Source organism: Cellulosimicrobium sp. NPDC057862, assembly GCF_042797035.1.
Classification (GTDB): Bacteria; Actinomycetota; Actinomycetes; order Actinomycetales; family Cellulomonadaceae; genus Cellulosimicrobium.
In genome coordinates this window covers 1-24,971 of record NZ_JBHVMH010000017.1, presented here as the reverse complement: position 1 = coordinate 24,971, position 24,971 = coordinate 1, and the positions used below count along the sequence as shown (strand labels likewise).

Annotated in this window: 23 protein-coding genes; 12 read left to right on the top strand and 11 right to left on the bottom strand. The window is 74.2% G+C overall.

Features of this window, described 5'->3' with window-relative positions:
* Positions 1–48 precede the first annotated feature (48 nt).
* Positions 49–1,476: a PspC domain-containing protein gene (locus tag ACFVN3_RS17260; RefSeq protein WP_378234170.1), complete on the top strand. Its 1,428-nt coding sequence runs from the start codon at positions 49–51 to the stop codon at positions 1,474–1,476.
* Positions 1,473–2,171: a LuxR C-terminal-related transcriptional regulator gene (locus ACFVN3_RS17255; RefSeq protein ID WP_378234169.1), complete on the top strand. Its 699-nt coding sequence runs from the start codon at positions 1,473–1,475 to the stop codon at positions 2,169–2,171. Before ACFVN3_RS17260 ends, ACFVN3_RS17255 begins: the two co-directional genes overlap by 4 nt.
* Positions 2,172–2,243: 72 nt before the next feature.
* Here ACFVN3_RS17255 and cobA read toward each other — a convergent pair whose 3' ends face one another.
* The 5 genes from cobA to ACFVN3_RS17230 all read right to left on the bottom strand — a co-directional run bounded on the left by cobA (position 2,244) and on the right by ACFVN3_RS17230 (position 8,706).
* Positions 2,244–3,650 (bottom strand): uroporphyrinogen-III C-methyltransferase, encoded by a 1,407-nt coding sequence (gene cobA / locus ACFVN3_RS17250; protein WP_378234168.1) that lies wholly within the window; start codon positions 3,648–3,650, stop codon positions 2,244–2,246.
* Positions 3,651–3,660: 10 nt separating this feature from the next.
* Positions 3,661–5,049, bottom strand: coding sequence for a sulfate adenylyltransferase subunit 1 (locus ACFVN3_RS17245; RefSeq protein ID WP_378234167.1), 1,389 nt, complete (start codon positions 5,047–5,049; stop codon positions 3,661–3,663).
* Positions 5,049–6,059 carry a sulfate adenylyltransferase subunit CysD gene (gene cysD, locus ACFVN3_RS17240; protein ID WP_378234166.1) on the bottom strand — a complete coding sequence of 337 codons (1,011 nt, stop codon included), beginning with the start codon at positions 6,057–6,059 and terminating at the stop codon, positions 5,049–5,051. Before cysD ends, ACFVN3_RS17245 begins: the two co-directional genes overlap by 1 nt.
* An 8-nt stretch (positions 6,060–6,067) precedes the next feature.
* Positions 6,068–6,790: a phosphoadenylyl-sulfate reductase gene (locus ACFVN3_RS17235; protein WP_378234220.1), complete on the bottom strand. Its 723-nt coding sequence runs from the start codon at positions 6,788–6,790 to the stop codon at positions 6,068–6,070.
* Between the two features lie 167 nt (positions 6,791–6,957).
* The gene (locus tag ACFVN3_RS17230; protein WP_378234165.1) at positions 6,958–8,706 is read right to left on the bottom strand and encodes a nitrite/sulfite reductase; all 1,749 of its coding nucleotides are present in this window, start codon (positions 8,704–8,706) and stop codon (positions 6,958–6,960) included.
* Positions 8,707–9,148: 442 nt separating this feature from the next.
* Between ACFVN3_RS17230 and ACFVN3_RS17225 the strand changes: the two genes are divergently transcribed.
* The 4 genes from ACFVN3_RS17225 to ACFVN3_RS17210 all read left to right on the top strand — a co-directional run bounded on the left by ACFVN3_RS17225 (position 9,149) and on the right by ACFVN3_RS17210 (position 11,498).
* Complete coding sequence (locus tag ACFVN3_RS17225) at positions 9,149–9,523, top strand: hypothetical protein (RefSeq protein WP_378234164.1); 375 nt, start codon at positions 9,149–9,151, stop codon at positions 9,521–9,523.
* Between the two features lie 101 nt (positions 9,524–9,624).
* Entirely contained in the window at positions 9,625–10,185 is a 561-nt protein-coding gene (locus ACFVN3_RS17220) for a PadR family transcriptional regulator (protein ID WP_378234163.1), read from the top strand.
* Complete coding sequence (locus tag ACFVN3_RS17215; RefSeq protein WP_378234162.1) at positions 10,182–10,988, top strand: alpha/beta fold hydrolase; 807 nt, start codon at positions 10,182–10,184, stop codon at positions 10,986–10,988. The genes ACFVN3_RS17220 and ACFVN3_RS17215 overlap by 4 nt, the downstream gene beginning before the upstream one ends.
* 27 nt (positions 10,989–11,015) lie before the next feature.
* Entirely contained in the window at positions 11,016–11,498 is a 483-nt protein-coding gene (locus tag ACFVN3_RS17210; RefSeq protein WP_378234160.1) for a DUF456 domain-containing protein, read from the top strand.
* Positions 11,499–11,517: 19 nt separating this feature from the next.
* Here ACFVN3_RS17210 and ACFVN3_RS17205 read toward each other — a convergent pair whose 3' ends face one another.
* Positions 11,518–11,898 (bottom strand): VOC family protein, encoded by a 381-nt coding sequence (locus ACFVN3_RS17205; RefSeq protein WP_378234158.1) that lies wholly within the window; start codon positions 11,896–11,898, stop codon positions 11,518–11,520.
* A 130-nt stretch (positions 11,899–12,028) separates the two neighbouring features.
* Between ACFVN3_RS17205 and pcrA the strand changes: the two genes are divergently transcribed.
* Complete coding sequence (pcrA, locus tag ACFVN3_RS17200; RefSeq protein ID WP_378234157.1) at positions 12,029–14,812, top strand: DNA helicase PcrA; 2,784 nt, start codon at positions 12,029–12,031, stop codon at positions 14,810–14,812.
* A 58-nt stretch (positions 14,813–14,870) separates the two neighbouring features.
* Here pcrA and ACFVN3_RS17195 read toward each other — a convergent pair whose 3' ends face one another.
* A complete protein-coding gene (locus ACFVN3_RS17195; protein ID WP_378234156.1) occupies positions 14,871–15,563 on the bottom strand; it encodes a DUF6518 family protein in 693 nt (230 codons plus the stop codon).
* 107 nt (positions 15,564–15,670) lie between these two features.
* Between ACFVN3_RS17195 and ACFVN3_RS17190 the strand changes: the two genes are divergently transcribed.
* Positions 15,671–16,585, top strand: a complete 915-nt coding sequence (locus ACFVN3_RS17190) for a DUF5996 family protein (protein WP_378234155.1) — start codon at positions 15,671–15,673, stop codon at positions 16,583–16,585.
* Between the two features lie 46 nt (positions 16,586–16,631).
* Here the strand turns inward: ACFVN3_RS17190 and ACFVN3_RS17185 are convergent, their stop codons facing one another.
* Positions 16,632–17,207 (bottom strand): Clp protease N-terminal domain-containing protein, encoded by a 576-nt coding sequence (locus tag ACFVN3_RS17185; protein WP_378234154.1) that lies wholly within the window; start codon positions 17,205–17,207, stop codon positions 16,632–16,634.
* Between the two features lies 1 nt (position 17,208).
* Positions 17,209–17,430: a helix-turn-helix domain-containing protein gene (locus ACFVN3_RS17180; protein ID WP_378234153.1), complete on the bottom strand. Its 222-nt coding sequence runs from the start codon at positions 17,428–17,430 to the stop codon at positions 17,209–17,211.
* 147 nt (positions 17,431–17,577) lie between these two features.
* Between ACFVN3_RS17180 and ACFVN3_RS17175 the strand changes: the two genes are divergently transcribed.
* The 3 genes from ACFVN3_RS17175 to sucD all read left to right on the top strand — a co-directional run bounded on the left by ACFVN3_RS17175 (position 17,578) and on the right by sucD (position 21,424).
* Positions 17,578–19,155 carry an OmpA family protein gene (locus ACFVN3_RS17175; protein ID WP_378234152.1) on the top strand — a complete coding sequence of 526 codons (1,578 nt, stop codon included), beginning with the start codon at positions 17,578–17,580 and terminating at the stop codon, positions 19,153–19,155.
* Positions 19,156–19,326: 171 nt separating this feature from the next.
* Positions 19,327–20,496, top strand: a complete 1,170-nt coding sequence (gene sucC / locus ACFVN3_RS17170) for an ADP-forming succinate--CoA ligase subunit beta (protein ID WP_087471387.1) — start codon at positions 19,327–19,329, stop codon at positions 20,494–20,496.
* A 37-nt stretch (positions 20,497–20,533) separates the two neighbouring features.
* Positions 20,534–21,424, top strand: a complete 891-nt coding sequence (gene sucD / locus ACFVN3_RS17165) for a succinate--CoA ligase subunit alpha (RefSeq protein ID WP_378234151.1) — start codon at positions 20,534–20,536, stop codon at positions 21,422–21,424.
* Between the two features lie 111 nt (positions 21,425–21,535).
* Here the strand turns inward: sucD and ACFVN3_RS17160 are convergent, their stop codons facing one another.
* Together ACFVN3_RS17160 and ACFVN3_RS17155 are read right to left on the bottom strand one after the other, a co-directional pair.
* On the bottom strand, positions 21,536–22,594 hold the full coding sequence (locus tag ACFVN3_RS17160; protein WP_378234150.1) for a 1-acyl-sn-glycerol-3-phosphate acyltransferase: 1,059 nt from the start codon (positions 22,592–22,594) through the stop codon (positions 21,536–21,538).
* The gene (locus tag ACFVN3_RS17155) at positions 22,591–23,433 is read right to left on the bottom strand and encodes a patatin-like phospholipase family protein (protein WP_378234149.1); all 843 of its coding nucleotides are present in this window, start codon (positions 23,431–23,433) and stop codon (positions 22,591–22,593) included. The genes ACFVN3_RS17160 and ACFVN3_RS17155 overlap by 4 nt, the downstream gene beginning before the upstream one ends.
* An 81-nt stretch (positions 23,434–23,514) precedes the next feature.
* On the opposite strand from ACFVN3_RS17155, the gene ACFVN3_RS17150 reads away from it, so the two are divergent.
* Entirely contained in the window at positions 23,515–24,777 is a 1,263-nt protein-coding gene (locus ACFVN3_RS17150) for a DUF6350 family protein (protein WP_378234147.1), read from the top strand.
* Positions 24,778–24,971: the final 194 nt, after the last annotated feature.

The window sequence follows — 24,971 nt, the reverse complement described above, 5'->3', positions numbered from 1 at the left end:
CCCCGTCCGGGGGCGCTCCGGGCGCCCGGGACGTGTGACGATCGGGGGGTGACGACTCCTGCCCGCCCCGGCCCGCGGCCCGGCGCGCCGAACGGCGCCCGGCCGCGTGACCTGCCGCTGCGCCGCCCCGAGCGCGGCCGGTGGGTGGCCGGCGTGTGCGCGGGGCTCGCGGCGCACCTGGGCGTGAGCGTCGGGGTCGTGCGCCTCGTGATGGCGTTCCTCGGGCTCGCGGGCGGCGCCGGCGTCGCGCTCTACGTGTTCTGGTGGCTCACGGTGCCGTCCGGCGACCCGGCCGCGGCGCGCGACGAGCTGCGCCCGGCGTCCCTGTCACGCCTCGCGCCGCGGCTCCAGGGCAGCGTGCGTCGGCTCCCCGTGCGCGACGTCGCGATCGGCGTCGTCCTGCTGGGCGGCGCCGCGCTGCTCGTGGCGCTGCGCACGGGCATCGACGTCGAGGTGTCGTGGGTGATCCCGGTCCTCATCGCGCTCGCGGGCGCGGCGCTCGCGTGGAGCCAGCTCGACGCCGTCGAGCGCGGTCGGCTGCTCACGCGGGCCGGCGGGCGCACGCCCGCCGGGGTCCTCCGCATCGCGGGCGGCGTCGTGCTCGTGCTCGTGGGCATCGTCCTCCTCGTGGGGCAGGACGCGCGACCCACCCAGATCGTCCGCGCGGCGGTCGCGGCGGTCGCCGTGCTCGGCGGCGTCGCGATCGTGCTCGCCCCGTGGTGGCTCAAGCTCGTGCGCGAGCTCGGCGACGAGCGCGCCGCGCGCGCCCGCGAGGCGGAGCGCGCCGACATCGCGGCGCACCTGCACGACTCCGTGCTCCAGACGCTCGCGCTCATCCGCGCGCGGTCGTCCGACGCCGACACCGTCGCGCGCCTCGCCCGCGCCCAGGAGCGTGAGCTGCGCGAGTGGCTCTACGACGACCGGCCCTCGCCCGGGACGTCGCTCGCCGCCGAGCTGCGCGGGCTGGTCGCCGAGGTCGAGGACGGGCGCGTGGGCCGCCGCGCCGAGCCCATCGGAGCGCCCGTCGGCGCGTCCGGCGGGACGGCCGGAGAGACCGACCCCGGGCCCGTCGTGGTGGACGTCGTCGTGGTGGGCGACTGCACCCCCACCCAGGAGACCGCGGCGCTGCTCCAGGCGACGCGGGAGGCGCTCGTCAACGCCGTCGCCCACGGCGGGCCGCCCTACTCGGTCTACCTCGAGGTGAGCGACGCGGCCGTCGAGGTCTTCGTGCGCGACCGCGGGGACGGCTTCGACATGGACGACGTCGCGCCCGACCGGTTCGGCGTGCGGGAGTCGATCCTCGGACGGGTCCAGCGTCGCGGCGGGAAGGCCGAGATCATCAGCAGGCCGGGATGGGGCACGGAGGTACGGTTGCGCGTGCCGCGCGCCGTGGCGGAGCCCGAGCCCGCCCGCCCGCCGTCGGGGACCCCGGCGAGCTCACCGTCGAACTCACCGTCGAACCAGGAGACCCCGTGACGACCATCCCCAGCACACCGGCCGCCGGCGACCCCGCGACCGGTCCTGTCCCGGTGGTGCTCGTCGACGACCATCACATGTTCCGGGCGGGCGTGCGCGCGAGCCTCGACCCCGCGCTCGTCACGGTCGTGGGGGAGGCGGACGACGTCGGGTCGGCGGTCGCGCGCGTGCACGAGCTCCGTCCCCCGGTCGTGCTGCTCGACGTGCACCTGCCCGGTGGGAACGGGGGCGGCGGCGCGGAGGTCATCCAGCGCTGCGCGGACGTGCTCGGCGACGTGCGGTTCCTCGCGTTGTCCGTGTCGGACGCCGCGGAGGACGTCGTCGCGGTCATCCGCGCCGGGGCACGCGGGTACGTGACCAAGGCGATCTCCGGCCCGGACCTGTCTGCCGCCGTCGGGCAGGTCGCGGGCGGCGACGCGGTCTTCTCCCCGCGGCTCGCGGGCTTCGTGCTCGACGCGTTCGGGACGGGCGCGGGCGACGTCGCGGTGCGCGACGACGAGCTCGACCGGCTCTCGGCCCGCGAGCAGGAGGTCATGCGCCTCATCGCGCGCGGGTACACCTATCGCGAGGTCGCGTCCGAGCTGTTCATCTCGATCAAGACGGTCGAGACCCACGTCTCCGCCGTGCTGCGCAAGCTCCAGCTCTCGTCCCGCCACGAGCTCACCCGCTGGGCGGCCCAGCGCCGCCTCCTGTAGCCCCGAAGCGTTGTGGGCATGAGATGGGCCCGGTTCTCGACCGAGAACCGGGCCCATCTCATGCCCACAGCTTCAGGGGGTGGGTGGCCAGGCGGGGGAGAGGGTGACGACGTCGCCCACGACCGTGACCGCCGGGGGGCGGACGCCCGCGTCGCGGGCGCGGTCGGCGATGGTCGCGAGGGTGCCGACGGTGGTCCGCTGGCGCGGGCCGTAGCCGTCCTCGACGACCGCGACGGGCGTCTGCGGCGAGCGGCCCTGCGCGACGAGCGCGGCCGCCGTCTCCGCGAGCCGCGAGACGCCCATGAGCAGGACGACCGTGTGGTCGCTCGCGGCGGGGACCTTGCCGACGTCCTCGTGCCCGGTGAGCACGGTGAACCCGCGCGACAGGCCGCGGTGCGTCACCGGGATGCCCGCGGCGGCGGGGACGGAGACGGCGCTCGTCACGCCCGGCACGACCTCCACCGGGATGCCGTGCTCGCGGCACGCGTCGAGCTCCTCGCCGCCGCGCCCGAACACGTACGGGTCGCCGCCCTTGAGCCGCACGACCCGCCGCCCGACGAGGGCGTGGTGCACGAGGATCCGGTTGATCTCCGCCTGCGGCACCGGGTGGTGCCCCGGCGTCTTGCCGACGTCCACGACCTCGACGTCGTCGCCGAGCTCGGCGAGCAGGCCGCGTGGCCCGAGCCGGTCGACCACGACGAGGTCCGCCTCGGCGAGGAGGCGGCGTCCCCGCACCGAGATCAGTCCGGTGTCGCCGGGGCCGCCCCCGACGAGCGCGACCGTCCCGAGCGGCCGTACGAGCGGTCCGGAGACGGCGCCGGCGAGGTGGGCGTCGTCGTCGGCTGCTGAACGCACCCGCGCCGGGCGCACGGCGCGGAGCGGGAGCTCGCCCGCCTCGAGCAGCGCGGCGACGGCGTCGCGCACGCGCTGGGCGCGCCGTGGGTCCCGGCCCGCGTTGACCGACACCGTGACCTCTGCGGTCTGGCCGAGCGAGTCGTCGCGAGCCGGACCGCCCGCAACGTCACCCGGAGCCGTGCTCGGGACGCGCGTGCGCGCCACGGCGGGCACCCACGCGGTCGCGAGGTCTGCGTCACCCGCGGCGACGCAGAAGACCCGGTCGGCCTCGGCGTCGGCCGCGACCTCGGCGTCCACGTGCGGGTCGCCGGTCGCGGTGTGGACGAGCCACGCGCCGTCGAGGTCGCCCGTGAGGTAGTCGCGCCGCACCCACGACAGCCGCGCGCCGCGGTCCCGGGGCGCGGCCGCGTGCCCGTGGGCGCCCCCCGCGTCCTCGGTCCCGTGGACCGCGAGCAGTTCCGCGAGGTCCTCGCACACGAACGGCGCGACGACCGTCACGACGGCGCCCGCGTCGAGGAGGCCGCGCGTGCGGCGGGCGGCGACGGGACCGCCGCCGACCACGACGGTCCGGCGGCCGTCGAGACGCAGGCCCAGGGGGTACGTCTCGTGCTCGGGTGCGGTCACGGTCGCCAGCCTAGATCGCGTACGAGCCGGGCCGGGACGCCGGGCGGCGGGCGGCGGCGAGCGCGTCGCCGACCATGCCGGCGGCGAGCGTGCCGCCGTCCTGGCCGTCGACGAGCAGGAACGCGCCCGTGCGCCGGGCGACGACGTACTCCTCGGCGGCGACGGGCGACGCGAGCCGCAGCGTCACGCGACCGATGTCGTTGAGGTCGAGGCGCTCGGCGGGCTCGAGCTCGGCGGTGTCGAGGTCGAGCCGCCCGACGACGTCGCGCACCACGGCCTGCACCGTGCGCGTCGTGTGCTTGAGCAGCACGCGCGCGCCGGGCAGGAGCGGGCGGTCGCTGAGCCACGCGACGGTGCCCTCGACGTCCTGCGTGACCTCGGGGGCCTCCGCGGCCGACGCGATGAGGTCGCCGCGCGCGACGTCGACGTCGTCCGCGAGGCGGATCGTCACGGACTGCGGCGCGAACGCCTCCGTGAGCTCCTCGCCGGACGCGAGCGAGTCGGCCGTGTCGATCCCGACGACGGTCGTGCGGCGACCGGACGGCAGCACCACGACCTCGTCGCCGACCGTCACGACGCCCGACGCCACCTGGCCGGCGTAGCCGCGGTAGTCGCGGTAGCGCTCGTCGGCCGCGGCCTGCGGGCGGATGACGACCTGGACGGGGAAGCGGAACGCCTCGGTCTCCGGGTCGTCGCCCGTCGGGAGCTCCTCGAGCAGCTCGAGCAGGCTCGGGCCGTCGTACCAGGGCGTGTTGGCGCTCGCCCGGTCCACCACGTTGTCGCCCACCAGCGCGGACACGGGGAGCGTGTGCACGTCGCCGACGCCGAGCGACGTCGCGGCCGCGCGGATGTCCGCCGCGAGCTCCTCGTACCGGGCCTCGCTGTAGTCGACGAGGTCGATCTTGTTGACCGCGACGACCACGTGCGGCACGCGCAGGAGGCTCGCGACCGCGAGGTGGCGGCGTGTCTGCTCGAGCAGCCCCTTGCGCGCGTCGATGAGCAGCACGACGACGTCCGCGGTCGACGCGCCCGTGACGGTGTTGCGCGTGTACTGCACGTGCCCGGGGCAGTCGGCGAGGATGAACGACCGGCGCGCCGTGGCGAAGTACCGGTACGCCACGTCGATCGTGATGCCCTGCTCGCGCTCGGCGCGCAGCCCGTCGGTGAGCAGCGCGAGGTCGGCCGACTCGAGGCCGCGGTCGCGCGAGACGCGCTCGACGGCGTCGAGCTGGTCGGCGAGCACGGACTTCGAGTCGAAGAGCAGGCGGCCCACGAGCGTGGACTTGCCGTCGTCGACGGAACCCGCCGTCGCGAGGCGCAGCAGCGTCCCGCGGCGCGCGTCGTCGAGCGGCAGCGCCGCGTCGTCGGCGATGGCGCCGGTGCTGGTCTGGGTGCCCATCAGAAGTACCCCTCCTTCTTGCGGTCCTCCATGGCGGCCTCGGAGAGGCGGTCGTCGGCGCGGGTCGCGCCGCGCTCGGTGATGCGCGTCGCGGCGACCTCCGCGATGACGTCCTCGACGCCCGTCGCGTCCGAGCGCACGGCGCCGGTGCACGACATGTCGCCGACGGTCCGGTAGCGCACGGTCTCCGTCCGCAGGGACGCGGTCTCGGCGTCCGTGCGGGGCTCCGAGTACGGCCCGACGGCGAGCAGCATCCCGTCGCGGTCGAACACCTCGCGCTCGTGCGCGTAGTAGAGCTCGGGGAGCTCGATCCGCTCGCGCGCGATGTAGCGCCAGACGTCGAGCTCGGTCCAGTTCGACAACGGGAACACGCGCACGTGCTCGCCCGGCCGGTGGCGCCCGTTGTAAAGGTTCCACAGCTCCGGGCGCTGGTTGCGCGGGTCCCACTGGCCGAACTCGTCGCGCAGCGAGAACACGCGCTCCTTGGCGCGCGCCTTCTCCTCGTCGCGACGGCCGCCGCCGAACACGGCGTCGAACCGGTGGCCCGAGATCGCGTCGAGCAGCGGCTGCGTCTGGAGGGGGTTGCGCGTCCCGTCGGCGCGCTCGCGCAGGCGTCCGTCGTCGAGGTAGTCCTGCACGCTCGCGACCTCGAGGCGCAGGCCGAGGCGCTGCGCGGTCGCGTCGCGGTAGGCGAGCACCTCGGGGAAGTTGTGGCCGGTGTCCACGTGGAGCACGGGGAACGGCACCGGGCCGGGCGCGAACGCCTTGACCGCGAGGTGCAGCATCACCACCGAGTCCTTGCCGCCGCTGAACAGCAGCACGGGCCGCTCGAACTCGGCGACGACCTCGCGGATGATGTGGATGCCCTCGCTCTCGAGCGCGTCGAGCTGCGCGAGGCGGCGCCCGCCGGGCAGCGCCGTGGCGGGGACCGGCGCAGCCTCTACGGAGGCGCCGGCGGGAGCACCGGCGGGGGAGCCCGGTGCGTCGGTCGTCAGGTCGATGGTCGTCATGCCCGTCCTCATACGTGGAGTCCGCACTCTGTCTTGTCGAGCCCCGCCCAGCGGCCGGCCCTCGGGTCCTCGCCCGGCGCGACGCGCCGGGTGCACGGCTGGCAGCCGATCGACGGGTAGCCGTCGTTCAGCAGGGGGTTGAGGATCACCTGGTGCCGCGCGGCGTACGCGAGCAGGTCGTCCAACGACCAGGCCGCGAGCGGGTTGATCTTCACGAGCCCGTTCTTCTCGTCGAACGTCACGAGCGGGGTGCTCGTCCGGGTCGGCGCCTCGTCGCGGCGCACGCCCGTGACCCACACCTCGTAGCCCGCGAGCGTGCGGTGCAGCGGCTCGACCTTGCGCATCTGGCAGCACAGCGCCGGGTCTCGCCCGAACAGGTCCTTGCCGTGCGCCGCGTCCTGCTGGGCGACCGTGAGCTCGGGACGGACGTCGACGATCGTCACGTCCATCTGCTGCTCGACGGCGTCGCGCGTCCCGACCGTCTCGGCGAAGTGGTAGCCCGTGTCGAGGAACAGGACGTCGACCCAGGGGACCTGCGCCGCCACGACGTGGGGGAGCACGGCGTCGGCCATGGAGCACGCGACCGCGACGGACGTCCCGAACTCGCGTGCCGCCCAGGCGATGACCTCCTCGGCCGTCGCCTCCGGACGCGTGGCACCCTCGACGCCGGGCGTGCCCGCGCCGTGCAGCAGCTCCGCGCCCCGCCGCGCGATCTCGCGCAGCTCGTCGATCGACCGCTTGGGCCGGCCGTTGCGCTCGCGCTCCGCGTGGTGCGCCGCCTTCGCGCTCTCGCGCTGCTCGGCCTTCGCCCTCGCCGCGGCGCGCAGCGCGGCCAGCGGGTCGGCGGTGCCCGACGGCGGGGCGCCGGCGGTGGTGGTCGTCGCGCCCTGGTCCTCGCTCACTGGAGCGCCTCCTCGTCGGCTCGGTGCGCCCACTCGGCGAAGGTCTCGGTCCCGTCCTTGTCGGCCTCGTACCGCCGCACGACCCGCTCGACGTAGTCGGGCAGGTCGGTCGCGGTGACCTTGAGCCCGCGGACGGTGCGGCCCATCCCGGCGACCTCGCGGTCGTCCGACGCCAGCCCGCCGCCCAGGTGGACCTGGAAGCCCGGGACCTGCTCGCCGTCGTCGTCCATCACGAGCTGGCCCTTGAGGCCGATGTCCGCCGTCTGGATGCGCGCGCACGAGTTGGGGCAGCCGTTGACGTGCAGCGAGAGCGGCTTCATGTGCGACAGGTCGCCGAGCCGCTTCTCGAGCTCGTCGATCGTGGCGCTGGCGGTGTCCTTGGTGTCGACGATGGCGAGCTTGCAGTACTCGATGCCGGTGCACGCGATGGTGCTGCGGCGGAACGGGCTCGGGGCGGCGTCGAGCCCGTTGGCCTTGAGCGTCGAGACGACGTGCTCGACGTGCTCGTCCGGGACGTCGAGCACGAGCAGCTTCTGGTGCGGCGTGAGGCGCACGCGGTGGGACCCGACGGACTCGGCCAGGTCGGCGACGTTCGCGAGGATCGTCCCGGACACGCGCCCCACGTAGGGTGCCGCGCCGATGTAGTTGAGACCGTCCTTCTGCTTGTGCACGCCCACGTGGTCGCCGGGCACCGGCGGCTTGGGGGCGGGCGGGCCGTCGGGCAGCGCGTACCCGAGGTACTCGGTCTCGAGGACCTCGCGGAACTTCTCCGGTCCCCAGTCGGCGAGCAGGAACTTCAGCCGCGCCTTGTTGCGCAGGCGGCGGTAGCCGTAGTCGCGGAAGATCTGCACGACGCCGTGCCAGACGTCGGGCACCTGCTCCTCGGCGACGAACGCCCCGAGGCGCTCGCCGAGGCGCGGGTTCGCGGACAGACCGCCGCCGACCCACAGGTCGAACCCGATGCCGAGCTCGGGGTGGCGGAGCGCGACGAACGCGACGTCGTTGATCTCGTGCACGACGTCCTGGCTCGGGTGACCCGTGAGCGCGGTCTTGAACTTGCGGGGGAGGTTCGCCAGCTCCGGGACGCCGATGTACTTCTCGGTGATCCCCGCGACGGCCGGGCCGATGTCGATGAGCTCGTCGGCGGCGATCCCCGCGACCGGGCTGCCGAGCACGACGCGCGGGACGTCGCCGCACGCCTCCGTGGTCTGGAGGCCGACGGCCTCCAGGCGGCGCCAGATCTCCGGGACGTTCTCGACCTCGACCCAGTGGAGCTGGATGTTCTGGCGGTCGGTGATGTCGGCGCTGTCGCGGCCGAAGTCCTTCGAGATGTCCGCGATGACGCGGAGCTGCTCGGTCGTCAGGGCGCCGCCGTCGATGCGGACCCGGAGCATGAAGTACCGGTCCTCGAGCTCGTGCGGCTCGAGCGTGGCCGTCTTGCCGCCGTCGATCCCGGGCTTGCGCTGGGTGTACAGACCCCACCAGCGGAACCGCCCGTGCAGGTCGTCGCCGGTGATGGAGTCGAAGCCCTCCCGCGCGTAGATCGTCTCGATCCGCTCGCGGACGGACAGCCCGCCGTCCTCCTGCTTCCACTTCTCGTTGCCGTTGAGCGGCTCGGTGCCGTCGACCTTCCACTGCCCGTTCGGCCGGGCGGCGCGCGCCGGGCGGGCGGGCCGCTCACCGGTGCGGGCCGGGCGCTCAGGTCGGGCCGGGGTGGCGTCCGGCACCGTCGTGACCTGCGTCATCGGGGTTCCTCGTGTCCTCGTGCGGGGGCGGGGACGCGCGACGGCGAGCGCTCAGCGAGGGTGCGAGTGGCTGAGGACCGACGGCGCGCGCCGGTTCTCAGGGGTTCTCGGGGAGAGAGGCGAGCCAGGGCTCGCGCTGAGTCGGGCGCGGTTCAGCGACAACAGCTGAGACACGTGTGCGCGCACGCCGGCATCCCGTGACGCGAGGTCACGAGGAGGGTGCGGGCTGCCGTGGTCATGCCCTGAACGATAGCGGGGGTCCAGCGGCGTGGACAGCCCCGGTCCGCATGGTGGGAAACCGGAAATACTAGACCGTTCTAGTCTGGTTTGTCGAGCCCGTGGCGCTCGCCGTGGCCCGGGCGGTGCGCACCGCGCGCGACCCGGACGCATCTCACTTTGTGCAAACTTTCACGACAGGGTCGTCAGCAAATAGGATGGCGCCATGGAGTTCCTCTACAACGTCTTCGTCGCGCTGCACTTCATCGGGTGGGCCATCGTCCTCGGCGGCTACCTCGCGTCCCTGCGCTCGCCGGGCCTGTACAAGGGCGTCTTCCACGGCGCGCTCACCGCGCTCGTCGCGGGGGTCGCCATGGTGGGCATCGGCGAGGCGTCGGTCTGGAAGGACTGGGCCAGCGGCGGCCCGGACATGGCCAAGATCGGCGTCAAGCTGGTCATCGCCCTCGTCATCGCCGTGCTCGCGTTCGTCGCCAAGCGCCAGGGGGCCAAGGCGGCCGACGGCGCCGTCGCGCCGGGCGTGAAGCACGCCATCGGTGGCCTGACCCTCGTGAACATCCTCGTCGCGGTCTTCTGGAACTGACCGCAGCGACCCGGCGGGGCTCGTCGACGGATCGTCCGTCGGCGGGCCTTCGTCGTCCCCGAGGCGTTGACCTTCGAATAGGTGCATGGTCCACTAGTCGCATGGTCCTTCGATATCTCGTCCTCGGGCTCCTCACCGTCCGGCCCATGACCGGCTACGACCTCAAGCGCGCGTTCGACTCCTCCGTGCGCCACTTCTGGGCGGCCGACCGCTCGCAGCTCTACCGCACGCTCGCCGCGATCGTCGACGCCGGGCTCGCGGAGGTCGAGGTCGTGCCCCAGGAGAGCTACCCCGACCGGAAGGTCCACACGATCACCGACGCCGGCCGCGCGGCGCTGCGCGACTGGCTCGCCTCGCCGCTGGAGCCGGAGGACTCCCGCGAGCCCTTCCTCGGCCGCGTCTTCTTCGCGGACCAGCTCGACGACGACGGGGTCGCGACGCTCCTCGCGTCCCGTCGCGCGCTGGCGGAGGAGACGATCGCCGCGCTCGCCGCGGAGGAGGAGCGGGTCGCGGCGGTCCTCGCGGACGGCGGGCCGGACGCGGACCGCGTCCGCGACACCCGAGGGCTCGCGCTCCGGCTCGCGACCCTGCGCCACGGGCTCGCCCACGCCCGGACCGAGCTTACGTGGCTCGACGAGACCGAGCGGGAGGTGCTCGCGTGACCGTGCCGGACGCCGTCGTGCACCACCCGCCGAGACGCCCGGGCGCCCCGGGCAGGGACGCCGCCTCCGTCGTCCTGCTGCACGGGGGCAACGTGGCGTCATGGATGTGGGAGCCGCAGGTCGAGCACCTCGCCGACCTCGACCTGTGGACGCCCGACCTGCCGGGCTTCGGGTCCCGTGCGGCCGAGGACGTGGTGTCGCTCGACGCCACCGCCGACGACGTGGCCGCCCTCGTCGCGACGCTGCCCACGGGCCGTGCCGTCCACCTCGTCGGGCTGTCGTACGGCGGGGTCGTCGCCCTGCACGCTGCGGCCCGGCACCCCGGGCTGGTCCGCTCGGTCGTCGCGTCCGGCGCGGCGGTCGACGGCGTGCGCGGGCTCACCGGGGCGTTCGGGCGGGCGCAGCTCCGGGTGTGGGACCGGCGCTGGTACTGGGCGGCGCAAGCGCGCTCCTTCGGCCTCCCCGCGGACGCGCGCGACCTGTTCGTCAGGTCCGGCCTCGCGATCCGCCGCGACAACATGGCCCGGACGGTGCGCGAGGTCTACGACGGGTGCTGGCCGGCCGGTCTCGAGGTATCCGGTGCGCGCGTCCTCGCCGTCGCCGGCTCGCGAGACCTGCGCGCCGCCCGCTCCGCGCTCGGGACGATCGCCCGCCGGGTCCCGGACGCCGTCGTGCGCCTCGCGCCCGGGATGCACCACCAGTGGAGCGCGGAGGACCCGGACCTGTTCAGCGCGATGATCAGGTCCTGGGTGGTCGACGGCGTCGCGCACCCGCGGCTGGTGCCGCTCGCGGGGAGTGCGTAGCGCGACCGACGTGCGAGGGTTTCCCCCGTGAGCATCGGTGGAGAGGTCCTCGTCGGGCTGGCGATCCTGGTCGGCCTGATCGGGATCGTCGTGCAGATCCTGCCCGGGAACGTGCTCGTGCTCGGCGCGATCCTCGTGTGGGCGATCGTCACCGGCGGCACCGCCGCGTGGGTCGTCTTCGCGGTCGCCGCGGTGCTCGTGGTCGCCGCCGAGGTGTCGCAGTACGTGCTCGCGGGCCGCCACATGCGCCGCGCGGACGTCCCGTGGTCGACCCTCGTGTGGGGCGGGATCGCGGGCGTCGTCGGGTTCTTCGTCATCCCGGTGATCGGCCTGTTCATCGGCTTCGTGCTCGCGGTGTTCGTCGCCGAGCTGCTTCGCCGCCGCGACCGTCGCGCCGCGTGGCGCGCGACCGTCGCCGCCATGCAGGCCACCGGCATCACGATCCTCGTCCAGCTCCTGGGTGGCCTCCTCGCGGCGGCGACGTGGGGCGTCGGGCTCGCGATCACCTGACCGGTGGTGGAGTCCCTGATCAGCCGGGGATCTCCATCACGTAGAGCGTGTTCCCGTCGACGTCGCGCAGCGAGAACATGGGCGGGACACCCTCCCAGAGCAGGAGCTCGCCGGTGCTCGCCCCGGCGCCGGTGAGCGCCGCGTGGTCGGCGGCCGCGTCGGAGGTCGTGAGGCGGATGCCGGTGTCGACGCCCGCGGGGAGGCCGTCCCCGGCCGCGACGAGCGCGACGGACGTCGCGGAGCCCGGGGGAGCGACCTCGATCCAGCGGAACCCCTCCTGGAGCTCGCCGTCCATGCGGACCTCGAAGCCGAGCGTCCCGGTGTAGTAGGCGAGCGCGCGGTCCTGGTCGGTGACCGGGACCGCGACGGTGTGCACGCCCGTGAGGTGGGTCGTCGCCATGGTGGGCTCCTTCGTGTGCGGCAGGTGGTGCGGTAGGTGGTGCGGACGAACGGGGAGACCGTCGCGGACGACAGGACTCATCGGCGGGGCGGCACCGGGTGTGGGCGCGGGCGCCTAGGCTGGAGGGGCTATGGCTTCGCTCTTCGAGAACCTCCCGCTGCCCGGCCTCGACACGCTGTTCGACGGCCCGCGCGTCGACCACGGCGGCGAGTCCCGCCTCCCGCGGACCGCCCCGCGCTGGACCGACGACCCGGCCGTGCCCGACGGCGCCGGGTCGCCCGCCGGGGACGGCACCGCGGGCGGGGCAGAGACGCGAGGCGACGGCGCGCCGTCGGGCTCCGCACCGGGCGAGCGCCGCGGCCGGTACGCCCACCTCGACCCCGAGGCGCTGCTCGACGGGCTCAACCCGCAGCAGCGCGAGGCCGTCGTGCACGCGGGTGGCCCGCTGCTCATCGTGGCTGGCGCGGGGTCGGGCAAGACACGTGTGCTGACGCACCGCATCGCGTACCTGCTCGCGACGCGCCGGTCCAACGCCGGGCAGATCCTCGCTATCACGTTCACCAACAAGGCCGCGGCGGAGATGCGCGAGCGCGTCGAGACGCTCGTGGGGCCGGGTGCGCGGAACATGTGGGTTTCGACGTTCCACTCGGCGTGCGTGCGCATCCTGCGGCGCGAGGCCAAGACGCTCGGGCTGCGGTCGAGCTTCTCGATCTACGACGCCGCGGACTCGCAGCGCCTGATCACGCTCGTCACGCGCGAGCTGGACCTCGACCCCAAGAAGTACCCGGCCCGCTCGCTCGCCAACAAGATCTCGGACCTCAAGAACGAGCTCATCGACCCCGAGACGTACGCGCGCGACTCGGGCGCGCACGCGACCGACGACGGTCTCGCGGCGCGCGGCGGCCAGCACGGCGCGAGCGTGCCCGAGTTCGACCAGGTGCTCGCCGACGTCTACACGCGCTACCAGGCGCGGCTCGTCGCGGCGAGCGCGCTCGACTTCGACGACATCATCATGACGACGGTCAACCTGCTGCAGGCGTTCCCGGCCGTCGCGGAGCACTACCGCCGCCGGTTCCGGCACGTGCTCGTCGACGAGTACCAGGACACCAACCACGCGCAGTACGTGCTCGTGCGCGAGCTCGCGGGCGTCGGCGAGGACTCGGCGGCGACCGACGCCGCGACGAGCGGGACGGGCGAGGCGCAGGTCCCCGCGCTCGACCCCGCCGAGCTCACCGTCGTCGGCGACGCCGACCAGTCGATCTACGCGTTCCGCGGCGCCACGATCCGCAACATCCTCGAGTTCGAGGCCGACTACCCGGACGCCCGCACCATCCTGCTCGAGCAGAACTACCGCTCGACGCAGAACATCCTCTCGGCCGCCAACGCCGTCATCTCGCGCAACCCCGACCGCAAGCCCAAGCGCCTGTGGACGGACTCGGGCGCGGGCGCCAAGGTCATCGGCTACGTCGCGGACAACGAGCACGAGGAGGCGCGGTTCGTCGCCGAGGAGATCGACCGCCTCGGCGACTCCGACGGCGTGCGCCCCGGCGACGTCGCGGTGTTCTACCGGACCAACGCGCAGTCCCGCGCGCTGGAGGAGGTGCTCATCCGCGTCGGCCTGCCGTACAAGGTCGTCGGCGGCACGCGCTTCTACGAGCGTCGCGAGGTCAAGGACGCCGTGGCGTACCTGCGCGCGATCGACAACCTCGACGACGACGTCAACCTGCGCCGCGTGCTCAACACGCCCAAGCGCGGGCTGGGCGACCGGGCCGAGGGCGCGGTCGCGGCGCTCGCGGACCGCGAGCGCATCTCGTTCGGCGCGGCGCTGGCCCGCATCGACGAGATCCCCGGCCTCACCAACCGCACGCTCAACCCGCTGCGCGCGTTCGTCGACCTCATGACGGGGCTGCGCGAGCTCGCGGACTCCGGCGCGACGCCGTCGGACATCCTCGGCGCCGTCCTCGACCGGACCGGGTACCTCGCCGAGCTGCGCGCGAGCGACGACCCGCAGGACGCGACGCGCGTCGAGAACCTCGCCGAGCTGCACGCCGTCGCGACGGAGTTCACGGAGCTCGACCCCGAGGGCACGCTGTCCGACTTCCTCGAGCGCGTCTCGCTCGTCGCGGACGCCGACCAGATCCCCGCGGACGACGGCGCCGACGAGGACGCCGAGGGCGAGGAGAAGGAGGACCCGGGCGTCGTCACGCTCATGACGCTCCACACGGCCAAGGGCCTCGAGTTCCCCGTCGTGTTCCTCACCGGCATGGAGGACGGGACGTTCCCGCACATGCGGTCCCTGCACGACGACGCCGAGCTCGCCGAGGAGCGCCGCCTCGCCTACGTGGGCATCACCCGTGCGCGCGAGCGGCTCTACGTCTCGCGGTCCGCGGTGCGGTCGGCGTGGGGCATGGCGAACGAGTTCCCGCCGAGCCGGTTCCTCGAGGAGATCCCCGAGGAGCTGTGGGACTGGCGGCGGCGCGAGTCGTCGATGGCGACCCTGCGCGCGGGCGGGTCGGTCTGGGGTCGCGGCTCGGGCTCGGGCTCGTGGTCCGGTTCGCGGTCCGGGTTCGGGTCGGGGGCGCGGTCAGGGGCCGACGACGACGGGTCTACCGTCCGCGGCCCTCGTTCCTCGGGCCGCTCCCGCCAGACCCGCCACGACCCGTCGTCGTCGGCCCCTGCCCGCGCCGCGTTCGGCTCGCCGTCCGGAGGTGCGAAGTTCGGGTCGGCGACGCCGCGCGCCGACGGGGACGTGCCGAACCTCTCCGTGGGAGACAAGGTCACGCACGACGCGTACGGGCTCGGGACGGTCGTCGCGCTCGAGGGGGCGGGGCCGAACGCCGTCGCGAAGATCGACTTCGGCGCGGACGGGACCAAGCGGCTGCTGCTGCGGTACTCGCCCGTCACCAAGCTCTGACGAGCGCGGCGGTCGACCGGCCGGTCGCGCCCGCCGACACGTGGACGCCTTGCGCGGGTCAGCCGATCGTGCCGAGCGCGCGGTAGGCGAGGACGAACGCTGCGGCGACGACGGCGGTGCCTGCGACGGCGATCGTGACCGGCAGGCCTCCGCGGAGCCGACGTGCGAGCATGCCGCCGAGAAGGACGAGCGCGACGACGCCGATCGCGACCCAGTAGGTGGCGCCCGTCGTCTCGACGACCGTCGTGAGCCCGTACACCGACTCGCCGAGGCCGACGCCCACGAGCACCGCGGTGCCGAGGGCGGCGCGGACTCCGGTGCGCCACAGCCACGCCGCCGCGACCCCGACGAACGGGCCGACGACGAGACCGACGACCCCGAACATCGTCGGGTCGTAGAAGTACCCGCGGAGGTCGGCGGCCACGGTGTAACCCAGGGTGAGCAGCACGAAGCTCGCGGCACCGAGCGTGGCGGCGTGCCCGGTCCGGACCCGCGGGTCGCGTGCCGACCAGGCGACCAGGAGAGCGGTGAGCAGCGTCCAGCCGCTCGCCGAGTTCGCGAAGGGGGCCACGGCGTCGGGCAGGAACCCCTGGGCGTACGAGGTCAGGCCGCCGAGCAGGACGCTCGCGACGAGCACGACGGCTCCCCTCGACCAGGGCTGCCCGTCGCGCGCCGCACTCCCGGCGCGGAGGGATGGTGTGGAGGGCGAGCGGTCGTCGGGGCGGTCGTGGAGCGAGGTCACGTCAGGCACCCCTCGACGGTAGGTGCGCGGTCGTGGCCGGGCGTCACCCCGTCGTCGGGCACGTGCGCGCGGGGCGTCCTACCGTGGCAGGACGACCGAGCCCCGAGGAGCCTCCCGTGACCCAGCCGGCCGCCCGTCCCGCCCCGTGGCCCGACCTCGACGTGCGGCGCTGGGAGCCGACCCGGCGACCGCTCCACCTGTTCACGCAGGTGATCGGCAAGGTCGTGCTCGGCCTGACGCCGTTCGTCAACCACTGGTGGAACGTCGCCTTCCACGTCACGTCGCGCGGCTTCGTCACGCCCGTGATGCAGGTCGGTGACCGCGCGCTCGACGTCGAGATCGACCTGGTGGCGGAGCGCGTCGCGTTCCGCACGTCCGACGGACGCACCGAGACCATCGGACTGGGGCCGATGTCCGTCGCCGACTTCTACGCCCGCACCCTCGCGTGCCTCGACCGCCTCACCGTGCCCGTGCGCGTGTGGTCGACCCCGCGCGAGATCCCCGACCCCGTGCCCTTCGAGGAGGACACCGAGGTCGGGGAGTGGGACGGCGAGCTCACGCGCACGTGGCTCGTGACCGTCCAGCGGGTCGTCGCGGTGATGGAGCGGTTCCGCTCCGGGTTCTACGGCAAGTCGAGCGGGCCGCGCTTCTACTGGGGTGCGTTCGACCTGGGACTCACGCTGTTCAACGGGCGGCCCTTCCACCAGCCGGACGACGTCGAGCCCATCTACCGCTACGCGGAGAACGCCGAGAACCTCGCCGTCGGCTACTGGCCCGGCGACCCGACGACGCACGCCGACCAGGTCTACGCGTACGCGTACCCGCAGCCGCCGGGGGCGGCCGACCTCGACCTCACCCCGGGGTACTGGGACCCGGGCCTGCGCGAGGCGGTGCTCCCGTGCGGGGTGCTGCGCGACGCGGCCGACCCCGACGCCGTCCTGCTCGCGTTCTTCGAGCGCTCCTACCGCGAGCTGGCGACGGCCGCGGGGTGGGACCTCGACGCGTTCACCGGCCCGGTCCCGTCGGGCTGACGGGACCGGGCCTGCGGCTGACGGGAGCCGCAGGGCCGGCGGACCCTCAGGAGGCCTGGCGGTGCTGCGTGGTGAGCGCGGCGCGCAGGCCTGCGACGTCCGACCCTGCCTCCGCGAGCGCGTCGACCAGCGCGCGGTGCGCCGTCGAGCCCTTCGCGCGCGCGACCGCGGCGAGGACGTGGCCCGAGTCGATGGTTCGCGACCCCTCGTGCACCGCCTCGCGCAGCGAGAGCTCGAGCGCCTTCTTCGCCTCGGGCGTGAACGGGATGTGCGAGCGCCGGTTGCGTCGCCCGCGACGGCGCTCGTCGTCGCCCGCCCGGTCGAGCGCCCCCGGCCCGAAGGCCGCGTCCGTGCGCGCACGGATCTCGTCGAGGTCGATCCCGAGGGCGGCGAGCGCCGGACCGTCGAGCGTGTCGTGACGACTCGCGGAGTCGACGTGGCGTTCGAGGTCGTCGGTCGCGACACCGACGGCGGCGAGCGCGGTGGCGCCCGTGCCGCCGTCCTGGCCGGCGAGGGAGAGGAGCAGGTGCACGGCGTCGATGGCATCGTCGCCGCGCGAGCGTGCCACCTCCTGGGCGCCGACCACCGTCTCGCGAGCGTCGGCGGCGAAGCGTTCGAACATGTCATGACCTCCTGGTGGTGCGGGACGCCCCGTACTTCTTGTGCACGGCCTGACGGGAGACGCCGAGCCGGTCGGCGATCTCCTGCCACGACCAGCCGAGCGCACGGGCGTGCTCGACCTGCAGCGCCTCGAGGCGCTCGGCGAGCACGCGCAGCGACCGCACGGCCCGCAGCCCCGTGTCGGGGTCGGTGCTGCTCGCGGCGTCCATGTCGACGGGTTCCATGGCTGTCAATCTAGGTTGACGCAGCCATGTTGTCAACTCGCGTTGACAACGGCGGACGCCGATCCGGGGGTCGGGACCGGTCGGCTACTGTCGTGCCGCCGCGCGGCACGAGCGCGCGGGACGTCGAGCCACAGGGGAGATCTCGCGATGCAGCACCGGTACGGAACGCGGAGGGCAGCGCGTGTCGCTCCGGTCGCGGCGGTCGTCGCCCTGGCCCTCACGGGCTGCGGCGCCGATGCCCCGGACCCCGGTCCGGCGGCGAGCACGACGGAGGCGACCGCGTTCTCCACCGACCCGACACCCGTTGCGGTCCGGGGCGACGTCCTCGGGCTCGACCTCGAGGGCACCGTCGGTCCCCTCGTCGTCGACGGCGACCTCGCGGTCCTGCGCATCGAGGTCGGGGCGAGCGGCGGCGAGGGGTCGCTGCTGACCGGCGGTGTGTTCGGGAACCGGGCGATCTCGGACCAGGAGGACTCGTTCGACGGGGTGCGGCTGGTCGACCTCGACGCCGGTGTCGTCCGCGAGGCGGCGCGATCGGGCTCCGGGAAGGCGCTCGCCGCGCTCGGCGAGCAGTACATGATCGCGCCGGGCCGTGAGCCGGTCGTGGGCTTCGTCGCGTTCGACGCGCCGACCACGCCGAGCATCGCGGTCCTCGTGCCGTCCCTCGGCCTCGTCGAGGACGTCCCCGTGGTGGCCGCCGCCGACGCCGACGGTCTCACGGTGCCGGTGGCCGACCTCGCCCCGGCCGGCGTCGACGACGTCGTGGCGCCGACCGCCGTCCTCGAGACGTACAGCGCCACGGCCGACGACGCCGTCCGCACGCGCGACACGGGCGAGAAGGTGAGCGTCAACGTGAGCTCCGACGTGCTGTTCGGCGTCGACTCCGCCGACCTGGGCCCGGAGGCGGACACCGCGCTCGAGGCCGTGGCGGGCGAGCTCGCGCTCGCGGCCGACGGCGAGCTCGTGGTCGTCGGGCACACGGACGACGTGGGCGAGGACGCCGCGAACCAGGACCTGTCCGAGCGCCGGGCGCAGGCCGTGGCTGACCGGCTCGGCCAGGTCGCCGACCTCGGCCGGTTCGACGTGCGCGTCGAGGGCCGCGGCGAGCGGGAGCCGGTCACGACCGAGCTCACGGACGAGGCGCGCTCCCTGAACCGCCGGGTCACGGTCGAGTTCACCGCCGCCGACGAGCCGGTCGTCGTCGAGGGACCGACCGGCGACGTCGCCGCAGCCGAGGGGCCGACGGTCGACGGTCTGGGGGGCGTCACGCTCGAGCACCGCGACACGGTGGGTGACGTCCAGAGCCTGCACGTCGAGCTCGTCGAGGTGCGACGCGCGGGCGGCTACCTCGTCGGCACCCTCGACGTGCGCAACGACGGGGCGGACTACGCGACGTTCGTGAGCGTGCTCGGGTCCGTCCGCGACGGCCGCGGCGACCTCGGCAGCGGGCTCCTGGGCGCGAGCAACGTCACCCTGCTCGACGGCGGCGTGCGCGTCTACCCGGTCGACTACCTCGTGGAGCCCACGTTCTACGACCTCAACGAGCGCAACGTGCTCGCGGACCTGCAGGTCGGCTCCCTGAACCCGGGCGTCACGTCCCGCGTGACCGTCGTCTGGCCGGACACGGGTTCCGACTCCGTCGTCGTCGACGTGCCCGACGGCTCGACGACCGTCTCGGACGGCAGCACGCCGGTGCGGTTCGTGGGCGTGCCGGTCGCGGACTGACCGCGCACCGCCCGGGACGCCGCGTGACGAACGGAACACGCGGCGGCCACCGTCGGGTGCCACCGCGCGATAGGAGCCGACGCCTTCCCGGGCTACCCTGTACGGGGATGTCTTGATGTCGAGACATCGGTCATGCCGCACACGGCGCATCAGACGGAAGGACGCAGCAGGGTGGACCTGTTCGAATACCAGGCGCGCGACATCTTCGAGAAGCACGGCGTGCCCGTGCTGGGCGGGGTCGTCGCGACGACGCCCGAGGAGGCCCGCGCAGGCGCTGAGAAGCTCGGCGGCGGCACCGTGGTCGTCAAGGCCCAGGTGAAGACCGGCGGCCGCGGCAAGGCCGGCGGCGTCAAGCTCGCCCACTCGCCCGAGGAGACCGCCGAGAAGGCGTCGGAGATCCTCGGCATGGACATCAAGGGCCACACGGTCCACCGGGTCATGGTCGCCCAGGGCGCCAAGATCGCCGAGGAGTTCTACTTCTCGGTGCTCCTCGACCGGTCGAACCGCAACTACCTCGCCATGTGCTCCGTCGAGGGCGGCATGGAGATCGAGCAGCTCGCGGTCGAGCGCCCCGAGGCGCTCGCCAAGGTCGCGGTCGACCCGATCGTGGGCATCGACGAGGCCAAGGCGCGCGAGATCGTCGACGCCGCCGGCTTCGCCGAGGAGCTCAAGGCCCCGGTCGCGGCGGTCATCCAGAAGCTCTGGACCGTCTTCACGGCCGAGGACGCGACCCTCGTCGAGGTGAACCCGCTCGTCCGCACCGAGGACGGCTCGATCATCGCCCTCGACGGCAAGGTCACGCTCGACGACAACGCGTCGGAGGTCCGCCACCCGGACCACGAGGCGCTGGAGGACAAGGAGTCGACCGACCCGCTCGAGGCCAAGGCCAAGGCGAACGGCCTCAACTACGTCAAGCTCGACGGCGAGGTCGGCATCATCGGCAACGGCGCAGGGCTCGTCATGAGCACGCTCGACGTGGTCGCGTACGCGGGCGAGGCCCACGGCGGCGTGAAGCCGGCCAACTTCCTCGACATCGGCGGCGGCGCCAACGCGCAGGTCATGGCCAACGGCCTCGACGTGATCCTCAACGACCCGCAGGTCAAGTCGGTGTTCGTCAACGTCTTCGGCGGCATCACCGCGTGCGACGAGGTCGCCAAGGGCATCGTGGGTGCGCTCGAGATCCTCGGCGACGAGGCTTCCAAGCCGCTCGTCGTGCGCCTCGACGGCAACAACGTGGACCTCGGCCGCGCGATCCTGCGCGAGGCGAACCACCCTCTCGTGACCCTCGCCGAGACCATGGACGGCGGGGCCGACAAGGCTGCCGAGCTGGCCAACGCCTGATCGCCCGAAGACGCGGAAAGCTGAGACAGAGAACACCATGTCGATCTACCTGAACTCCGACTCCAAGATCATCGTCCAGGGCATCACCGGCGGGATGGGTGCCAAGCACACCGCCCTCATGCTCGACTCGGGCGCGCAGATCGTCGGCGGCGTCAACGCCCGCAAGGCCGGCACGACCGTCACGCACAAGGACCACGAGGGCAACGACGTCACGCTCCCCGTGTTCGGCACCGTGGCCGAGGCCATGGCCGAGACCGGTGCGAACGTGTCCGTCCTCTTCGTCCCGCCGGCGTTCACCAAGGACGCCGCGATCGAGGCCGTCGACGCCGAGATGCCGCTCATCGTCGTCATCACCGAGGGCGTCCCCGTCCAGGACACGGCCGAGGTCTGGGCCTACCTCCAGGGCAAGAAGACGCGCATGATCGGCCCCAACTGCCCCGGCATCATCACGCCGGGCGAGTCGCTCGCCGGCATCACCCCGCACACCATCACGGGCAAGGGCCCCGTCGGTCTCGTGTCGAAGTCGGGCACGCTGACCTACCAGATGATGTACGAGCTCAAGGACCTCGGGTTCTCGACCGCCATCGGCATCGGCGGCGACCCGATCGTCGGCACCACGCACATCGACGCGCTCGAGGCGTTCGAGAACGACCCCGAGACTCAGGCGATCGTCATGATCGGCGAGATCGGCGGCGACGCCGAGGAGCGTGCCGCGGCGTACATCAAGGAGCACGTGACCAAGCCGGTCGTCGGCTACGTCGCGGGCTTCACCGCTCCGGAGGGCAAGACGATGGGCCACGCCGGCGCCATCGTCTCGGGCTCCGCGGGCACCGCGCAGGCCAAGAAGGAGGCCCTCGAGGCCGTCGGCGTCAAGGTCGGCAAGACGCCGTCCGAGACCGCCGCGCTCCTGCGCGAGGTCCTCGCCTGACCCCGGCTCCACCGCAGGACCCCTGACCCGGGTCCACGCACCCGACGCCCCGCGACCGCTCCGCCGGTCGCGGGGCGTCGTGCGTCCGGGCCCGTGCCCGATGCCGGCCGGTCAGGGGGTCGGGTCGCGGTCGCCGCTCGGGACCGTCGGCGCTCCCGAGGCGGCCAGCCACGCGTCGAGACGCACCCACTGCGCGTAGAGCCACGCGGCGCGCTCCTCGTCGCCCGCCGGGAGCGCCTCGCGGGGCGTCGCCCAGATCTTGAGCGTGAGGCGCTTGTCCATCGGCAGCTCGCGCCAGATGTCGCGCACCGTGACCAGGCGCTCGAGGCCCGTGTGCGCGACGACCGCCACGCCCGTCGTCGGCGTCGCGTCGAGCGCGGCGAGGAAGCCGCCGACGTGCGGCGCCATGACGTGCGGCATCCCCTCGGCGAGCGCGGCGAGGTCGTGCTCGCCGGAGGAGCGCAGCGCCGCGATCCGGGCGTCGCGGCGACGCGGCGTGACGTTCCCGCCCTCGGGGAAGAGCAGCACGGCGGAGTCGGGCGCGAGATCGGTGGCGAGCGTGGCGACCGCCTCGCTGCCCGACGGCGCGCCGCGCGGCCGCCGCGAGCGCGGCACCACGAAGTACGCCGGGACTCGGTGGAGCAGGACGTCGATCGCGGGGTCCCACTGGAGCGTGTCCTTGAGCACGACGCGCGGCTCACGCCCCGCTGCGTTGACGATGCGGTCCATGAGGACGAACGAGTCGCCGGGCCCGGCGTGTCGGCTCACCACGAGGACCGGGGCCCCGTCGAGCCCGTCGGCCTCGCTGAGGTCGACGTCGATCCGCAGCCGCAGCGTCCAGCGCACCTGCCAGAAGAGCACCGAGAGCATCGCGCCCGCGAGGCGGACGTGCGCGCGCCGGAACGCCGGGCGGTGCAGGGCCCACCCGAACCCCGAGCCCACCCAGAGGCCGAACAGCGCGACGATCGCGGCGGCGTCCCACACGACGTAGAAGCTCGCGACCCACAGGACGCGCGGCGCGCGCAGGCGGCCGGGCAGCGCCCAGCTCACGATGCCGCCGACGAGCAGGACGAGCATGATGCTCGTCGGGACGAGCAGGACCGCGAGGACGACGACGGCCGGTGCGAGGAGCAGCCGGCGGACCCAGCGGGGCGGGGGCGCGACGTTCACGCGTCGCCCAGCTCGTCCAGGTAGCGGCGCGACGCCGCGTACGACGAGGCGGCGCGCGCTCGGGTCGTGTCGAGCCGGCGCGACGACGAGAGCCGGTCGTCGCCGGGGAGCGGCCCGCCGCTCGGGAGGACGTGGACCGTCACGTCGTCGGGGACCTCGGCGAGCTCGCGCGCGAACCGGTGCCGCCGGGAGATCTCGAACGTCACCTTCGCGACCTCGACCGCGGTCCGCGGCGGCCGCAGCGGCTCCTCGATCCGGCCGACCTGGAGCACCCAGACCGTCCGCGCGCCGCGGCGCACGGCCTCGCCCAGCGGGATCGAGGAGACCACGCCGCCGTCGACGTAGTGCTCGTCCCCGATGCGCGTGGGCGGCAGTGCACCCGGCACGGACGCCGAGGCGAGCACGGCCTCGACGAGCGGGCCGTCGCTGAACCAGCGCTCGGCCGCCCGCTCGATCGAGGCCGCGGCGACGACGAGCGGCACGGGGAGGTCGGCGAACGTCGTGCGCTCGCCGAGCACCTGGCGCAGGAGCGCGCGCAAAGGCGCCGGGCTGGCGAGGTGGGTGCGCGTCGTCGCGAGCCGGTGCACCTGCCGGTACCACGCCTCGCCGTAGACCTGCGCGGCCGCGGGCGACGACCAGGCGGACTCCAGGCGGGGGACGACGGCGGGCGTCGGGTCCGCCGCGAGGGCCGCCCCGTTGATCGCGCCGATCGACGTCCCGACCACGAGGTCGGGCGTGATGCCGCGCTCCAGCAGCGCCCGCAGCATGCCGATCTGGACCGCGCCGCGCACGCCACCGCCACCCAGGACGAACGCGGTGGGGGCGGGCGCCGTCGTCATGGACCGATCGTAGGCGCGGGTAGGCTGGCGCGCCGGGGCGAATGCCACGTACCGACCACTCGATCGACGACGATGGGCACCATGAGCACCACCAGCACGACGCGTGGTGCGCGCACGCGCACCGTGGACGGCAGCCCGGCCCCTGCACCGGTCGTGGTCCGGCGCGGGCCGTCGGGCGTGCTCGCCGCGCTCCAGGCGCTCGCGCTGTCCCTCGCGGTCGTCGTCCTGCCGGGCGTCGTGGCCTTCCTCGCGTCCTCCACCGGGTCCTCCGAGGGCACGGGGTGGGGCCAGTCCGTGACGATCGCCGCGGGCTTCTGGCTCCTCGGCCACGGGGTCCCCCTCGTCGCGAGCGGGACGACCGTCACGCTGGTCCCGCTCGGGCTCACCGCGCTCGCGCTGTTCTGCTGCTTCGCGTCCGCGCGGCGCTCCGCGCACACGACGACGTCCGCGTGGGTCACGGGCACCGTGACCTACGCGCTCGCGACGCTGGGCGTCGCGCTCCTCGCGGGGTCGACACCGCCCTGGGGTCTCGCGGTCGCCGTCGTCGGGGGAGCGCTCGTCGGCGGGCTCGGCCTCGGGGCCGGGATCCTCGCACGGCCGGACGCTCCCTTCGTCGGCGACCTCACGCAGCGGCTCGACGGGTGGCTCCCGCCGTCGGTGCGGCTGGGCCTGCGCGGCGGCCTGCTCGGCACGAGCCTGCTGGCCGGCGTCTCCGCCGTGGTCGTCGGGGCGTGGCTCGTCGCCGGTCGCGCGACGTCGGGCGACATCGTCGCCGGGCTCGTGCCCGGGACCGTCGGTGGGATCGTCCTCGCGCTCGCGCAGCTCGCGGTCCTGCCGAACGTCGTCGCCTGGGCGGGTGCCTGGCTCGTCGGGCCGGGCTTCGCCGTGGGCGAGGGCAGCACGTTCGCCCCGACCGGCTCCGAGCCCGGCGCGCTGCCGGCGATCCCCCTGCTCGGCGCGTTGCCCGGCGACGACTGGACCAACGCGGTGACGCCCTGGGTGCCGGCCGTCGTCGTCGCGCTCGGCGTCGTGGCCGGGGCCTTCGTGTGGCGCCGCCTGCGCGACGTGACCGGCACCCACCCGGACGACGACGTCCGGTGGCTCGACGTCGGCCTCGCCCTGGGCGGGGTCGCGCTCGGCGCAGGCCTCCTCGTCGGGCTCGTGAGCTGGCTCGCGGGCGGAGCGGTCGGGCCCGGTCGGCTCGAGGTCGTCGGCGCCGACGCGCTCGTCGTCGGCGCGCTCGCCGCGGCCGAGATCGGTGGCGGCGCCGCGCTCGCGATCCTCTGGGCGCGGCTCGACGTCCTGGGCCGCCGCCACGGCGACCCCCTCGACGACGAGGCCTGACCTGCCGAGGCAGAACCTCGGTCCGCCGAGGAAGAACCGTGGTCGCGCGAGGTAGAACCGTGGTGCAGCATCGGGCCCGCTGGGTTGGGTCCGCGGTGGGGGTGGCCTCGGTGCTCGGGGCTGCGGCGCCGTCACCCCGGCCCTTCGGCCGTGGGTTCTAGGAGCGCCGCTCTGACGCCCCTTCGCATCCGAGC

Coding starts and splice junctions, on each gene's coding strand:
- ACFVN3_RS17245 (WP_378234167.1), bottom strand. CDS start 5,049: ATGGGCACCCAGACCAGCACCGGCGCCATCGCCGACGACGCGGCGCTG.
- cysD (WP_378234166.1), bottom strand. CDS start 6,059: ATGACGACCATCGACCTGACGACCGACGCACCGGGCTCCCCCGCCGGT.
- ACFVN3_RS17230 (WP_378234165.1), bottom strand. CDS start 8,706: ATGACGCAGGTCACGACGGTGCCGGACGCCACCCCGGCCCGACCTGAG.
- ACFVN3_RS17225 (WP_378234164.1), top strand. CDS start 9,149: ATGGAGTTCCTCTACAACGTCTTCGTCGCGCTGCACTTCATCGGGTGG.
- ACFVN3_RS17220 (WP_378234163.1), top strand. CDS start 9,625: ATGGTCCTTCGATATCTCGTCCTCGGGCTCCTCACCGTCCGGCCCATG.
- ACFVN3_RS17205 (WP_378234158.1), bottom strand. CDS start 11,898: ATGGCGACGACCCACCTCACGGGCGTGCACACCGTCGCGGTCCCGGTC.
- pcrA (WP_378234157.1), top strand. CDS start 12,029: ATGGCTTCGCTCTTCGAGAACCTCCCGCTGCCCGGCCTCGACACGCTG.
- ACFVN3_RS17185 (WP_378234154.1), bottom strand. CDS start 17,207: ATGTTCGAACGCTTCGCCGCCGACGCTCGCGAGACGGTGGTCGGCGCC.
- ACFVN3_RS17180 (WP_378234153.1), bottom strand. CDS start 17,430: ATGGAACCCGTCGACATGGACGCCGCGAGCAGCACCGACCCCGACACG.
- ACFVN3_RS17175 (WP_378234152.1), top strand. CDS start 17,578: ATGCAGCACCGGTACGGAACGCGGAGGGCAGCGCGTGTCGCTCCGGTC.
- sucD (WP_378234151.1), top strand. CDS start 20,534: ATGTCGATCTACCTGAACTCCGACTCCAAGATCATCGTCCAGGGCATC.
- ACFVN3_RS17155 (WP_378234149.1), bottom strand. CDS start 23,433: ATGACGACGGCGCCCGCCCCCACCGCGTTCGTCCTGGGTGGCGGTGGC.
- ACFVN3_RS17150 (WP_378234147.1), top strand. CDS start 23,515: ATGAGCACCACCAGCACGACGCGTGGTGCGCGCACGCGCACCGTGGAC.